Genomic DNA, 13,537 nt, shown 5'->3' with positions numbered 1-13,537 from the left:
CAATGCAAATGGCTGACCAACCGGACAACAAAATCAAAAGATCGCAGCCTTCGGCAGCTCCTGCATGGCTTCGCGTAGCTCTGTAGGAACTGCCGAAGGCTGCGATCTTTTTCAACACCAGAACCAACGCAGTGCATCTGACCAACCTCACGCCACCCTCTGGTGCGCTAAGGTAAAACGAAACGTTAACGTCACCCCGCAGTCCGTAGCTCATCGGCACCACTCGGCAAAAAGGCTCGCCATGCTCACCACCCTCAAGCAAGAAGGTTTCCTGCTGTTGGCGTTGATCGCCTTCATCGTCGCGGCCTAACCAACGCCATCGAAGGCATGACTCATTTCGTGTTGTTTGCGACGTTTATCATGTTGTCGCTTTTGGGACTCTAAGAGCACCGCAAAACCAATGTGGGAGCGGGCTTGCTCGCGAAGGCGGTGTGTCAGTCACATGAGTATTGACTGGTACTACGCCTTCGCGAGCAAGCCCGCTCCCACAGTTTCAATCGGTGTTGTGTCAGGTCCCGGCAATCAACTGTCGCGCCGCCTGGCTGTGATCGGCAATCAAGCCCTTCAGGTCCAGCCCCTCGACCTGCCCGTCAATCACCCGCCACTTGCCGCCGACCATCACCCGGTCCGCGCGATCGGCGCCACACAGCAGCAGGGCCGAGATCGGATCATGGCTACCGGAGAAGCGCAGTTCATCCAGCTTGAACAGTGCCAGGTCGGCCTGCTTGCCCACCGCCAGTTCACCGATATCGGTACGGCCCAACAGGCTGGCCGAGCCTTTGGTTGCCCAGCCGAGCACGCGTTCCGGGGTGATCTTCTCGGCGCCGTAGCGCAGGCGCTGGATGTACAGGGCTTGGCGCGCTTCGAGCATCATGTTCGAGGCATCGTTGGAGGCCGAACCGTCCACGCCCAGGCCCAGCAGGGCGCCGGCGTCAGTCAAATCGATGCTCGGGCAGATACCCGAGGCCAGGCGCATGTTCGAGCTCGGGCAATGGCAGATACCGGTACCGGCGGCGCCGAGGCGGGCGATCTCGTCCGGGTTGAAATGGATGCCATGGGCCAGCCAGGTGCGCGGGCCGAGCCAGCCGACGCTGTCCAGATAGTCCACGGTGCGCAGGCCGAAGCGTTGCAGGCAGAAATCTTCTTCGTCGAGGGTTTCTGCCAGGTGGGTGTGCAGGCGCACGTCGAGTTGGTTGGCCAGTTCGGCGCTGGCCGACATGATTTCCGGGGTCACCGAGAACGGCGAACACGGTGCCAGGGCGATCTGGATTTGCGCACCGTCACCGCGCTCGTGGTATTCGGCGATCAGCCGCTGGCTGTCGGCGAGGATCACTTCGCCTTCCTGAACGGTCTGTTGCGGCGGCAGGCCACCGTCCTTTTCGCCCAGGCTCATGGAGCCGCGGGTGAGCATGGCGCGCATGCCCAGTTCACGAACGCTCTCGACTTGCACGTCAATCGCGTTTTCCAGACCTTCCGGAAACAGGTAGTGATGGTCGGCGGCGGTGGTGCAGCCGGACAGCAGCAATTCGGCCAATGCGACCTTGGTGGCGAGGGCGAGCTTTTCCGGGGTCAGGCGTGCCCAGACCGGGTACAGGGTTTTCAGCCACGGGAACAGCGGCTGATTGACCACCGGCGCCCAGGCGCGGGTCAGGGTTTGATAGAAATGGTGATGGGTGTTGATCAGGCCCGGCAGGATCACATGCTCGCGGGCATCGAACACTTCATTGCACGGCGCGGATGGTTGCTGGCCGGCGCCGAGCACTTCGACGATCAAGCCGTCTTGCAGCACCAGGCCGCCACGGGCATCGAGACCGTTGGAGGTGAAAATGGCGAGGGGATTTTTTAACCAGGTACGGGTCGCAGGCATGTTGGCCGGCTCCTCTGAAAGTTGGGTTCAGGGTTGCCAGCTCAGTGTTGCCCTGTCTGCTGATCCAGGTTCGCCGGGGAGGCGAGGTGGGCAGTTTCGATCAAAACGCTCTGGCGGGCAAGCCCAACCCGACCAGACGAAGAGTAATACTGTGAGAGCGGGCTTGCTCGCGAAGACGGTGTAACTGCAACGTTGATGTTGGCTGACACTACGCTTTCGCGAGCAAGCCCGCTCCCACATTTTGATCTGAGGGGTTACCAGGGAATGGTTTCGCCCCGGTAATTGATGAAGTGATGCCCGCCCTTGCCGACGTACGCATTCACCTGATCAACCAGGCCGCGGGTGCTGGTTTCGACATCGATGTCCGCGCCTTCTCCGCCCATGTCGGTCTTCACCCAGCCCGGGTGCAGCGACAGCACAGTGAGCGTAGTATCGCCCAACTGAGTGACGAGGCTGTTGGTCATGGAATTCAGTGCCGCCTTGCTGGCCTTGTACAGCGCCAGCTCCGGCGCATCGGGCATGGTCACGCTGCCCAGCACCGAACTCATGAACGCCAGCACGCCGCTGTCCGGGCGGATCTGTTCGACAAAACGCTGGGCCAGGTTGATCGGCGCCACGGCGTTGGTGAAAAACAGCTGGCCGACGTCGGCCATCGTCGCACCACCGTTGGGTGTCTGGACATCCGGCCCCTTGACCCCGGCATTGACGAACAACAGGTCAAACACCTCGCCCTTGAGTTGTTGGCTCAGGGCGGACACTGCGGGCTGATCGTCCATGTCGAGCTGTTCGATCCGCACCTTGCCCAGGGCCTGCAAGGCCTCGGCCTTTTGCGGGTCGCGCACGGTGGCGGTGACTTGCCAGCCATCGGCCAGCAGGGTTTTCACCAGCCCGAGGCCAAGCCCCCGGGAGGCGCCGATAATGAGTGCGGTTTTTGCCTTGGACATGAGTGGCTTCCTTGAAAATTCAGGATCGTGGATTCAATGGACACTGTTGCCCGAGCCGTTGTTGCAACTCCTCGCGTAGCGCGCCGAGTTCGGCCATGCGGGCTTCGATCAGTTTGAGTTTGTTTTGCAGCAGTTGCGTGACGGCGCTGGCCCGGGCCAGTTCACCGATGCGCATCATGACGTCTCGAAGGGGCTTGACCCTGGAGCATACTCCAGGCTTTAGCCTTGTTGCTCCCTGAATTGATGGAGCAATGATGATGTGGACTACAACGCAATATCGCCGGTTGGTGCAAGGCAGTGCCTGGTACGACCTGATCGTGACGGTCGCGTTTGTCACGCCGTGGAGTTTTGCGGCGTTGCATGGGGTTTTGACTGCGCTGAGCCAGGCGTTGAGTTTGCCGGGTGAGCTGCCAGCGTTCGAACCGGTGCATATGTTGATGGCGAACCTGTTGGGCTCGATCGTCTGCGTATGGGCGGTGCTGCGGATTCGTGATCCGCAGCAGGTTTTCGGACGGTATGACGCCGTGGCCAGATTCCTGTTCTCGGCCTGGCAGGCCTATGCCCTGATCCAGGGTGCGAGTTCATTGTTGGTGGTTTTTCTGGTGTTTGAATTGGCGTGGGGCGTGGCTCAGGTGTTGCCTGTTCGGGCCCCTTCGCGAGCAAGCCCGAACCCGGTCAAATGTGGGAGCGGGCTTGCCCGCGAAGGGGCCGGCCCGGTCACCACCTAATGCCCGGCCTGCCACGGCTGCCCCAGCGACACCGGCGCATACAACCTCGTCCGCAGCGCATCCCGTGACAACAGCACCAACACTACAATGGTCGCGGCATACGGCAGCATCGCCAGCAGGCTCGACGGAATCGCCAGCCCCAATCCCTGCGCCACCAGGTGCAGGATGCTGGCGAGCCCGAACAGGTACGCGCCGAGCAGCAGGCGCCACACCCGCCAACTGGCGAACACCACCAGCGCCAGGGCAATCCAGCCGCGCCCTGCGCTCATGTTCTCCGCCCACATCGGCGTGTACGCCAGGGACAGATAGGCCCCGGCCAACCCGGCCATTGCGCCACCAAACAACACCGCCAACGTACGCACTGACAACACCGGCAAACCCATGGCACTGGCGGCAGCGGGATTTTCCCCGACGGCTTGAATGATCAGCCCGACACGGCTTTTCAGAATGACCCAGGCCACCAGCGCAAACAGTGCGAACGACAGATAGACCAACAGGTCCTGGGCAAACAGCATCCGCCCGAACAGCGGGATTTCGCTCAGATAGGGAATCGCCAAGGGTTCGAAACCCGCCAGCGGCTTGCCGACCCAGGCCGCACCGACAAAGGTCGACAGGCCCACGCCGAAAATCGTCAGGGCCAGACCGCTGGCCACCTGATTGGCATTGAACACCAGTGCCACCAGCGCAAACAGCGATGACAGCAGCATCCCGGCGAACATCGCCAGCAATACGCCGAGCCACAGGTGCCCGGTGTTGAACGCGACGATGAAACCGATCACCGCGCCAAACAGCATCATGCCTTCCTGGCCCAGGTTGAGGACGCCGCTTTTCTCGCAGATCAGTTCCCCGAGCGCCACCAGCAGCAACGGTGTACCGCAGCGGACCATGGCGTAGAAAATATTGCTCAGCAGATCGATATCCATCACAACGCTCCTGCGTGTACGGCGGTGGCTTGGGCACGGCGGGTCCAGCGCAGGTTCAGGCGCGGCCGGTAGAGAATCAGCACGTCACTGGCCAGCAGGAAAAACAGCATCATGCCCTGGAACAATTGGGTGATCGCTTGCGGCAGGTTCAGGCTCATTTGTGCGCTTTCACCGCCGATGTACAGCAGCGCCATCAACAGGCTGGAAAACAGAATGCCGATGGGATTGAGGCGGCCGAGAAACGCCACGGTGATCGCCGCGTAGCCGTAGCCCGGCGAGACCTGCGGCACCAACTGACCGATCGGCCCGGTGACTTCGCACACACCGGCAAGGCCCGCCAGACCGCCGCTGATCAATAGCGCGAGCCAGATCAGGCGCTTCTCGCGAAAACCGACGAAACCGGCGGCCCGCTTATCCAGCCCGAGCACCTTGATCTGGAAGCCGACAAAGCTTTTCTGCAACAGCACCCACACCGTCACTAAGGCGAGCAGGGCGAAATACACCCCGGCGTGAACCCGGCCATCCTCCAGCAAGAGCGGCAAGCGGCTGGCATCCCCGAACATCGCTGACTCGGGGAAGTTGAACCCGGCGGGATCCTTCAACGGACCGTGAACGCAGAACAGCAACAGGTTCAGCGCGATGTAGTTGAGCATGATGCTGGTCAGGATTTCATTGGCGTTGAAGCGTGTGCGCAACCACGCCGTCAGGCCGGCCCAGGCAGCACCGGCCAGGGTGCCGGTTAGCAGAATCGCCACCAGCGCCCAGCGGCTTTGCACATCGATTATGTTGACCGCCAGCGCACTGCCGGCCAATGCACCGAGCAGCAGTTGACCTTCGGCACCGATGTTCCAGATGCGCGCCTGGTAGGCGACGGCCAGGCCCAGTGCGCACAGCAGAATCGGCAGGGCTTTGACCAACAATTCAGAGACGCCATAAAGGTCGCTGACCGGAGCGATCAGCAGTGTGTGCAAGGTCAGCAGCGGGTCATGCCCGAGCGCGATGAACAACAACGATCCACAGCCCAGGGTCAGCGCAGCCGCCAGCAACGGCGAGCACCACAGCATCAGCCGCGATTGCTGGCCACGGGGTTCAAGAGAAAGCAGCATGTGACACTCCGTTAGCGCGTGGCGGATGCGAGTGATTGAGGGGCAGCGAACTGGCCGGCCATCCAGCCGCCGACATCGCTCAGGCGCGTATCGACCGTGGCGTTCAGTGCCGACAGGCGACCGCCGCACAAGGCGCCAAGGCGATCGCTGATCTGGAACAGTTCGTCGAGGTCTTCGGAAATCACCAGGATCGCTGCGCCGGCATCGCGCAAGGCAATCAAGGCTCGGTGAATGGTGGCGGCCGCGCCGACGTCCACACCCCAGGTCGGGTGCGCGGCGACCAGCAGCCTGGGTTGCTGAAGGATTTCCCGGCCGAGGATGAATTTCTGCAGGTTGCCGCCGGACAGACTGCGGGCCGGGGTCTGGCTATCGGGTGTCTTGACCCCGAAACGGCGGATGATTTCCTCGGCCAGCGTTTCGACTCTGCTGCGCCGGATCAGACCCTTGCTCACCAGCCCTTGCTGGAAAGCGGTCAGTAGCGCGTTGTCTGCCAGGCTCAACGCTGGCACCGCGCCATGGCCCAGGCGTTCGGCAGGGACAAAGCTCAGGCCAAGTCTGCGACGTGCATCAGGGTGTAAATGGGCAACCGGTTCCTGGCCAAAGCGCAAGGTTGCGCCTTCGTTGCGATTGAGGCGTTGTTCGCCGCTGAGCAAGGCCAGTAGCTCGTCCTGGCCATTGCCCGCGACACCGGCGATACCGACGATTTCACCGCTGCGCACTTCAAGATTGATGTCCTTGAGGGAGCACCCGAACGGGTCCGGGTTGTGCCAGGACAATCCACGTACCTCAAGGAACGCATCACCCCCGGTCACCTTCGGATAGTTTGCGTTCAGCTGCGCCGCCTCACCGACCATCAGGCGCGCCAGTTGCTGATCCGTACAGTCGGCGGGCACGCAATGTCCAGTCACGCGTCCGCCGCGCAGTACCGTCGCGCTCTGGCACAACGCGCGGACTTCCCCGAGCTTGTGGCTGATGAACAGAATGCTGCAACCCTCGGCGGCGAGCCGGCGCAGGGTGACGAACAAGTCGTCGGCCTCTTGCGGCGTCAGCACCGAAGTCGGTTCATCGAGAATCAACAGGCGGATGTCTTGCATCAGGCAGCGAATGATTTCCACCCGTTGCCGTTCCCCGATCGACAGGCTGTGGACAAGTCGCTCCGGTTCCAGCGCCATGCCATAGCATCGCGACACCTCGCGAATCTTCGGCTCAAGTTGTCTGGGTGTGCCTGCCGCCGCGCCCATGGCCAGGGCGATGTTCTGCGCCACGCTCAAGGTTTCGAACAGCGAGAAGTGCTGGAACACCATGCCGATGCCCAAACTCCGGGCCTGGACCGGGTTGCGCAGGGTTACCCGTTGACCTTGCCAGATCACCTCGCCGGAATCGGCCTGGGTGACGCCGTAGATGATTTTCATCAGCGTGCTTTTGCCCGCGCCGTTTTCCCCAAGCAGGGCATGGATCTCGCCAGGGGCAATGGTCAGGTCGATGGCATCGTTGGCCAGGCAACCGGGGTAGCGTTTGCTGATTCTGCGCAGTTGCAGGCGCGGAACCGGATCCGGGATTGGAGCGTGATTGGGCATGACAGGCTCGGTGCTGTTGGACTTGTGCCTGTGGATAAAGCAATTTTCTGGCCACTGGGTCAGGAAAACATCGAAGTCCTTCGAGCAGAGGCGTTGAGTATGCAGTTTTCAAATGAACCACGCAGAACCCGGCACCACATGGGGGCAAGGGTGCAAATCAAGCCCTGATTTTGCTCGTGGGCTTTTGCTCAAAAAATGATCAATCGACCACAAGCCATACCGTGCAGGGTGCCGAGACGGCCATGAACGGGTTATCCACAGATTGCTCCACAGTATTTGTGCGCAAGCTCAAGGCATGGGCATAAGCACTGGGTGGCTTTCTTCTAAAGGTGATAAATCGCCGTAACTGTTTGTTTTTGCTTGAATTTGATGCGCTTGATGGCAGATTGGACGAAAATTGAGCAAAGTCCGCAAAGCCGCATGACAGAAGGGTTACAGCGGTATGTGCTCAGGTTATCCACAGCCGGGTGCACAGCAGATGTGGGCAAATATGGAATAAGTGGAAAAGCGGCGTGCCCCAAAAGATCGCAGCACGATCCCATGCAGGAGCTGCCGAAGGCTGCGATCTTTTGCTCTTGTTTTCAGCGCTGCAAAAGAATGCGCCCACGACTCAAATCGGCCAGCTGTGACTGCAAGGTATCGATCTGCGCGTCGCCCACGGCCAACTGCAACTCGACCCCATTGGCGGTGAAGCTTTCATCCACAACCAGTCCACCTGCCTCCGCCACCCGCAGCTTGACCAACGCCAGCTCGGCAAACCCGCAAGTGCATCGCAACGGCACCCGGCTGATCAACTCAACCTTTGGCGCCGCTTGCAGGCATTTGTTCGCACCGCCGCCATAGGCCCGGGCGAGACCACCGGTGCCCAGTTGGATGCCGCCGTACCAGCGAATCACCAGCACCGCGACCTGATCACAATCCTGTGCCTCTATCGCCGCCAGAATCGGCCGACCTGCCGTGCCACCGGGCTCGCCATCATCGGTGCTGCGATATTGATCGCCGAGCTTCCACGCCCAGCAGTTGTGCGAGGCATTCAAGTCGCTGTGCTGTTCAATGAACGCCTGGGCCTCGACCGGGCTGGAGATCGGCGCGGCGAAGGTGATGAAGCGGCTCTTGCGAATCTCTTCGCGGTATTCGCAAAAACCGCTGAGGGTAAAAGGCATACGTACCTGAATGGCTACTTAAATGGCAGGTTGCAGGCCGCAGCCCTTGAGAATGATGCGGATCAGGTTGTCCCCGGCGTCTTCCATGTCCTGTTTGGTCAACCGGGTGCGCCCGGTGACGCGGCAGATCTGCGTGGCGAAGTCGGCGTAATGCTGGGTGCTGCCCCACAACAGGAAGATCAGGTGCACCGGGTCGACCGGGTCCATTTTACCGGCGTCGATCCAGGCCTGGAACACGCCCGCACGGCCCTGGAACCAGGCGCGATAGTCCTGGTTGAAATACTCGGTCAGGCATTCACCGCCACTGATGACTTCCATGGCGAATATTCGCGAGGCTTGCGGCTGGCGGCGGGAGAACTCCATTTTGGCGCGAATGTAACGGGTCAAGGCCTCGGTCGGATCATCCTCGGCGGTGAGGGTGTTGAAGGTGCTGTCCCACAACTCGATGATGTTGCTCAGCACCGCCACGTACAAACCGAGCTTGTTGGTGAAGTAGTAATGCAGGTTTGCCTTGGGCAGCCCGGCATTCTGGGCGATGGTGTTCATGCTCGTGCCTTTGTACCCGTGACGGGCGAACTCGTCTTCGGCGGCTTTGATGATGGTCTCTTCGTTCTTCTGACGAATGCGGCTGACGGGTTTTCCGCCGTGGGCTGGGACTTCAAAGGTCATAAGCACTTCCGAACTGGTGGGTGGGACGGCCAGTGCGTTGATAACGTACCCATCGGCTTCAGACAAGTCCTCACACAATAAAACCCTGCCCCGCAATCTAATGTGGGAGCGGGCTTGCTCGCGAAGACGGTGTGTCAAACAACTTTGATGCTGGATGTACCGGCCTCTTCGCGAGCAAGCCCGCTCCCACAGGTTTCTGTAATCCAAAATTTCAACGCGTCGCGGCCAGGCTCTCGAGAAAACTCTCCAGTACCAGATGCGGGCGACGCCCCTTGCGTGTGACCGAGGCCAGGCTCAGGTCATAGAAGCGCGTTTTGGCTTTCAACGCTCGCAACCGGCCCTGCTGTACCCAAAGACTCGCATAGTGATCCGGCAGGTAACCGATATAGCGTCCGGTCAGGATCAGGAAGGCCATGCCTTCGCGGTCCGAGGCGCTGGCGGTGCAATTGAGCGCCTGGTAGTGGGCCTGGATCTCCGCTGGCAAGCGGAAGGTGGGGGCGATGGCGTCCTGACTGTTCAGGCGTTCGTCGTCCAGTTGTTTGTCGTCAACATAAAACAGCGGATGGCCGACCGCGCAATACAGCAGCGAGCGTTCGCTATACAACGGTTGGTACTCCAGCCCCGACAGTGCGCTTGCCTGCGGCACCACGCCGACGTGCAGGCGACCGTCGAGCACGCCTTGTTCGACCTCATTGGGCGCGATCATGCGGATCTGGATCTGCACGTCCGGGCCGCGCTCTTTCAACTGTGCAAGGGCATGGGTGATGCGCATGTGGGGCAGGGTGACCAGGTTGTCCGTCAGACCAATGATCAATTCGCCACGCAAGTGCTGGTGCAGGCCGTTGACCTCGGTGCGGAAGCTTTCCAGCGCACTCAACAGTTGCAACGCCGATTGATAGACCTCGCGACCTTCCTCGGTCAGGGAAAAACCGGCGCGTCCACGTTGGCACAGGCGCAGGCCGAGGCGTTGCTCCAGATCGCTCATCTGCTGGCTGATCGCTGAACGACCAATGCCCAGCACGGTTTCAGCCGCGGAGAAGCCGCCGCATTCCACCACGCTGCGAAAGATCCTCAGCAGGCGAATATCAAAGTCGCTGACCTGGGCCAGCGGATCGGGACGGCGAGCGCTCATGCGGGTTACTCAAAAGTTTAGTGATTGGCTGACTGAACATTAGAAGAGTTGCATTTCACAGACTTTATCCCCGTGGCAATTTAGCTGCAACAACGGTTTTCAATCTTTACGCCGCCTATTGCCTTGCGAGGTTTTGCCCATGAACTTGCCTGAAAACGCCCCGACTTCGCTGGCCAGCCAGCTCAAGCTCGATGCTCACTGGATGCCTTACACCGCCAACCGCAACTTCCAGCGCGACCCGCGCCTGATCGTTGGCGCCGAAGGCAGCTGGCTGATCGACGACAAGGGCCGCAAGGTGTATGACTCGCTGTCGGGCCTGTGGACCTGTGGCGCCGGTCACACCCGCAAGGAAATCCAGGAAGCGGTCGCCAGGCAACTGGGCACCCTCGATTACTCGCCAGCCTTCCAGTACGGTCATCCGCTGTCGTTCCAGCTGGCCGAGAAAATCACCGACCTGACCCCGGGCAACCTGAACCACGTGTTCTTCACCGACTCGGGCTCCGAGTGCGCTGACACCGCGGTGAAGATGGTCCGTGCCTACTGGCGCCTGAAAGGTCAGTCGACCAAGACCAAAATGATCGGCCGTGCCCGTGGCTACCACGGTGTGAATATTGCCGGCACCAGCCTCGGCGGCGTGAACGGCAACCGCAAACTGTTCGGTCAGGCGATGATGGACGTCGACCACCTGCCGCACACTCTGCTGGCAAGCAACGCCTACTCCCGTGGCATGCCGGAGCAGGGTGGCATCGCCCTGGCTGACGAACTGCTCAAGCTGATCGAACTGCACGATGCGTCGAACATCGCGGCGGTATTCGTCGAGCCATTGGCCGGTTCCGCTGGCGTGCTGGTTCCGCCACAGGGCTACCTCAAGCGTCTGCGTGAAATCTGCGACCAGCACAACATCCTGCTGGTGTTCGACGAAGTGATCACCGGTTTCGGCCGTACCGGCACCATGTTCGGCGCCACCACCTTCGGCGTGACCCCGGACCTGATGTGCATTGCCAAGCAAGTCACCAACGGCGCGATCCCGATGGGCGCGGTGATTGCCAGCTCCGAGATCTACCAGACCTTCATGAATCAGCCGACGCCTGAGTACGCGGTTGAGTTCCCCCATGGCTACACCTATTCGGCACACCCGGTGGCTTGCGCGGCGGGCCTGGCAGCACTCGACTTGCTGCAAAAGGAAAACCTGGTGCAGAGCGTGGCCGACGTCGCACCGCATTTCGAAAATGCGCTGCACGGCCTCAAAGGCACCAAGAACATTATCGACATCCGCAACTTCGGCCTGGCCGGTGCGATCCAGATCGCACCACGTGACGGCGACGCGATCGTGCGTCCGTTCGAAGCCGGCATGGCGCTGTGGAAAGCCGGGTTCTATGTCCGCTTCGGCGGCGACACCCTGCAGTTCGGCCCAACCTTCAACAGCAAGCCGCAGGACCTGGATCGCCTGTTCGACGCGGTCGGCGAAGTGCTGGGCAAGATCGACTGATTTGACAACACACCCGTAGGAGCGAGCTTGCTCGCGATGGACGTTAACGATGATGCGGGCTGCCTGGATGAACGCGGCGCCCTCACTATCTTCGCGAGCAAGCTCGCTCCTACACAAAGCATCTATATCGCAGGCGTCATTTCGTAGGCGCCTGTGGACAACTTTTCAGGAGCTTCCATGAGCGTTATTCCGCATTTGATCAATGGCGAACTGGTGACCGAGAACGGTCGCACGGTTGATGTGTTCAACCCGTCTACCGGCCAGGCTATTCACAAGTTGCCGCTGGCGACCCGCGAAACCATCCAGAGCGCCATCGACGCGGCCAAGGCTGCATTCCCGGCCTGGCGCAACACGCCACCGGCCAAGCGTGCCCAGGTGATGTTCCGCTTCAAGCAACTGCTGGAGCAGAATGAGGCTCGCATCTCGCAATTGATCAGCGAAGAGCACGGCAAGACCCTGGAAGATGCTGCCGGTGAACTGAAGCGCGGCATCGAGAACGTCGAGTTCGCTTGCGCGGCTCCGGAAATCCTCAAGGGCGAGTACAGCCGCAACGTCGGCCCGAACATCGATGCCTGGTCTGACTTCCAGCCGTTGGGCGTTGTCGCCGGTATCACGCCGTTCAACTTCCCGGCCATGGTGCCCCTGTGGATGTACCCGCTGGCGATCGTCTGCGGCAACTGCTTCATTCTCAAGCCGTCCGAGCGTGACCCGAGCTCGACGCTGCTGATTGCCCAGTTGCTGCTGGAAGCCGGTTTGCCTAAAGGCGTACTGAGCGTGGTGCACGGCGACAAGACTGCGGTGGATGCGTTGATCGAAGCGCCGGAAGTCAAGGCGCTGAGCTTCGTCGGTTCGACGCCGATTGCCGAATACATCTACTCCGAAGGCACCAAGCGCGGCAAACGAGTTCAGGCCCTGGGTGGTGCAAAGAACCACGCCGTGCTGATGCCGGATGCCGACCTGGACAACGCTGTCAGCGCACTGATGGGCGCTGCTTACGGTTCTTGCGGTGAGCGCTGCATGGCAATCTCTGTGGCCGTGTGTGTCGGTGACCAGGTCGCAGACGCTCTGGTGGCCAAACTGGTTCCGCAAATCCAGGCACTGAAAATCGGTGCCGGTACTTCCTGCGGTCTGGACATGGGCCCACTGGTGACTGGCCAGGCTCGTGACAAAGTCAGCGGTTATGTAGAAGACGGCGTAGCCGCCGGCGCGACGCTGGTGGTGGATGGTCGTGGCCTGACCGTGGCCGGTCATGAAGAAGGCTTCTTCCTGGGTGGTTGCCTGTTCGACAACGTCACGCCAGAGATGCGTATCTATAAAGAAGAGATCTTCGGGCCGGTGCTGTGCGTTGTTCGGGTCAACAGCCTGGAAGAGGCCATGCAGCTGATCAACGATCACGAGTATGGCAACGGCACCTGCATCTTCACCCGTGACGGCGAAGCGGCGCGGTTGTTCTGCGACGAGATCGAAGTCGGCATGGTCGGCGTCAACGTACCGTTGCCGGTGCCGGTCGCCTATCACAGCTTCGGCGGCTGGAAGCGTTCGCTGTTCGGCGACCTGCACGCCTACGGCCCGGATGGTGTACGTTTCTACACCCGTCGCAAGGCCATCACCCAGCGCTGGCCGCAGCGTGCGAGCCATGAAGCTTCGCAGTTCGCGTTCCCCAGCTTGTAAGTAGAAGGGCAAAAGAAGGCCGACCCCTTGGGGTCGGCCTTCGCGTTTTCGGGCTTTTTTGACCTATATGACAGATTTGTGAAAATAGGTGTTGACGGCAGATTCTGGAGGCCTATAATTCGCCCCACTTCCGGCGCAGTCGAAACGGAAAACTCCTTGCTAAACAAAGAGTTACGCAGTTTTCGGCAGCAGGTTGCTTCAGTTCATCGAAGCGCCAAGGAAGTTGAAAAAGAGGTGTTGACAGCAGCGAGTAACGCTGTAGAATTCG

The 13,537-nt window shown here is 60.7% G+C and carries 12 protein-coding genes and 1 pseudogene; 4 read left to right on the top strand and 9 right to left on the bottom strand.

What is annotated here, in order from left to right:
- The first annotated feature begins 64 nt into the window (after positions 1 to 64).
- Positions 65 to 310, top strand: coding sequence for a hypothetical protein (locus AC3WN7_RS26650; RefSeq protein ID WP_146022463.1), 246 nt, complete (start codon positions 65 to 67; stop codon positions 308 to 310).
- Positions 311 to 508: 198 nt separating this feature from the next.
- Here AC3WN7_RS26650 and AC3WN7_RS26645 read toward each other — a convergent pair whose 3' ends face one another.
- From AC3WN7_RS26645 to AC3WN7_RS26635, 3 genes and pseudogenes are all read right to left on the bottom strand, one after another.
- Positions 509 to 1,867: an 8-oxoguanine deaminase gene (locus AC3WN7_RS26645; RefSeq protein ID WP_095964799.1), complete on the bottom strand. Its 1,359-nt coding sequence runs from the start codon at positions 1,865 to 1,867 to the stop codon at positions 509 to 511.
- Between the two features lie 254 nt (positions 1,868 to 2,121).
- Positions 2,122 to 2,811, bottom strand: coding sequence for an SDR family oxidoreductase (locus tag AC3WN7_RS26640; RefSeq protein WP_102675586.1), 690 nt, complete (start codon positions 2,809 to 2,811; stop codon positions 2,122 to 2,124).
- A gap of 19 nt (positions 2,812 to 2,830) precedes the next feature.
- Positions 2,831 to 2,959 (bottom strand): annotated as a pseudogene (locus AC3WN7_RS26635) (MerR family transcriptional regulator); the annotation flags it as partial.
- A 109-nt stretch (positions 2,960 to 3,068) separates the two neighbouring features.
- Between AC3WN7_RS26635 and AC3WN7_RS26630 the strand changes: the two are divergent.
- Entirely contained in the window at positions 3,069 to 3,539 is a 471-nt protein-coding gene (locus tag AC3WN7_RS26630) for a hypothetical protein (protein WP_095964801.1), read from the top strand.
- Here the strand turns inward: AC3WN7_RS26630 and AC3WN7_RS26625 are convergent.
- The 6 genes from AC3WN7_RS26625 to AC3WN7_RS26600 all read right to left on the bottom strand — a co-directional run bounded on the left by AC3WN7_RS26625 (position 3,536) and on the right by AC3WN7_RS26600 (position 10,109).
- Entirely contained in the window at positions 3,536 to 4,462 is a 927-nt protein-coding gene (locus tag AC3WN7_RS26625) for an ABC transporter permease (protein ID WP_095964802.1), read from the bottom strand. The genes AC3WN7_RS26630 and AC3WN7_RS26625 overlap by 4 nt on opposite strands.
- Positions 4,462 to 5,568: an ABC transporter permease gene (locus tag AC3WN7_RS26620; protein WP_102675585.1), complete on the bottom strand. Its 1,107-nt coding sequence runs from the start codon at positions 5,566 to 5,568 to the stop codon at positions 4,462 to 4,464. Before AC3WN7_RS26620 ends, AC3WN7_RS26625 begins: the two co-directional genes overlap by 1 nt.
- An 11-nt stretch (positions 5,569 to 5,579) precedes the next feature.
- A complete protein-coding gene (locus tag AC3WN7_RS26615; RefSeq protein WP_102675584.1) occupies positions 5,580 to 7,145 on the bottom strand; it encodes an ABC transporter ATP-binding protein in 1,566 nt (521 codons plus the stop codon).
- 581 nt (positions 7,146 to 7,726) lie between these two features.
- Positions 7,727 to 8,308: an IMPACT family protein gene (locus tag AC3WN7_RS26610; RefSeq protein ID WP_095964805.1), complete on the bottom strand. Its 582-nt coding sequence runs from the start codon at positions 8,306 to 8,308 to the stop codon at positions 7,727 to 7,729.
- Positions 8,309 to 8,326: 18 nt separating this feature from the next.
- Positions 8,327 to 8,977 carry a TetR/AcrR family transcriptional regulator gene (locus AC3WN7_RS26605; protein WP_095964806.1) on the bottom strand — a complete coding sequence of 217 codons (651 nt, stop codon included), beginning with the start codon at positions 8,975 to 8,977 and terminating at the stop codon, positions 8,327 to 8,329.
- A gap of 211 nt (positions 8,978 to 9,188) precedes the next feature.
- A complete protein-coding gene (locus tag AC3WN7_RS26600; RefSeq protein ID WP_015093347.1) occupies positions 9,189 to 10,109 on the bottom strand; it encodes a LysR family transcriptional regulator in 921 nt (306 codons plus the stop codon).
- Positions 10,110 to 10,248: 139 nt separating this feature from the next.
- Here AC3WN7_RS26600 and aptA point away from each other — a divergent pair, with 139 nt between their 5' ends.
- Both aptA and AC3WN7_RS26590 read left to right on the top strand, forming a co-directional pair.
- Entirely contained in the window at positions 10,249 to 11,598 is a 1,350-nt protein-coding gene (gene aptA / locus AC3WN7_RS26595; RefSeq protein WP_095964807.1) for an omega-aminotransferase AptA, read from the top strand.
- 177 nt (positions 11,599 to 11,775) lie between these two features.
- Positions 11,776 to 13,269 carry a CoA-acylating methylmalonate-semialdehyde dehydrogenase gene (locus AC3WN7_RS26590; RefSeq protein WP_102675583.1) on the top strand — a complete coding sequence of 498 codons (1,494 nt, stop codon included), beginning with the start codon at positions 11,776 to 11,778 and terminating at the stop codon, positions 13,267 to 13,269.
- The last annotated feature ends 268 nt before the right edge of the window (positions 13,270 to 13,537 follow it).

The sequence above is a fragment of the Pseudomonas sp. FW305-70 genome, assembly GCF_058783925.1.
Note: the sequence above shows the minus strand (reverse complement) of the source record. Positions and strands in the feature narration are given on the sequence as shown.

Coding starts and splice junctions, on each gene's coding strand:
- AC3WN7_RS26620 (WP_102675585.1), bottom strand. CDS start 5,568: ATGCTGCTTTCTCTTGAACCCCGTGGCCAGCAATCGCGGCTGATGCTG.
- AC3WN7_RS26615 (WP_102675584.1), bottom strand. CDS start 7,145: ATGCCCAATCACGCTCCAATCCCGGATCCGGTTCCGCGCCTGCAACTG.
- aptA (WP_095964807.1), top strand. CDS start 10,249: ATGAACTTGCCTGAAAACGCCCCGACTTCGCTGGCCAGCCAGCTCAAG.
- AC3WN7_RS26645 (WP_095964799.1), bottom strand. CDS start 1,867: ATGCCTGCGACCCGTACCTGGTTAAAAAATCCCCTCGCCATTTTCACC.
- AC3WN7_RS26590 (WP_102675583.1), top strand. CDS start 11,776: ATGAGCGTTATTCCGCATTTGATCAATGGCGAACTGGTGACCGAGAAC.
- AC3WN7_RS26640 (WP_102675586.1), bottom strand. CDS start 2,811: ATGTCCAAGGCAAAAACCGCACTCATTATCGGCGCCTCCCGGGGGCTT.
- AC3WN7_RS26630 (WP_095964801.1), top strand. CDS start 3,069: ATGTGGACTACAACGCAATATCGCCGGTTGGTGCAAGGCAGTGCCTGG.
- AC3WN7_RS26605 (WP_095964806.1), bottom strand. CDS start 8,977: ATGACCTTTGAAGTCCCAGCCCACGGCGGAAAACCCGTCAGCCGCATT.
- AC3WN7_RS26610 (WP_095964805.1), bottom strand. CDS start 8,308: ATGCCTTTTACCCTCAGCGGTTTTTGCGAATACCGCGAAGAGATTCGC.
- AC3WN7_RS26625 (WP_095964802.1), bottom strand. CDS start 4,462: ATGGATATCGATCTGCTGAGCAATATTTTCTACGCCATGGTCCGCTGC.
- AC3WN7_RS26600 (WP_015093347.1), bottom strand. CDS start 10,109: ATGAGCGCTCGCCGTCCCGATCCGCTGGCCCAGGTCAGCGACTTTGAT.
- AC3WN7_RS26650 (WP_146022463.1), top strand. CDS start 65: ATGGCTTCGCGTAGCTCTGTAGGAACTGCCGAAGGCTGCGATCTTTTT.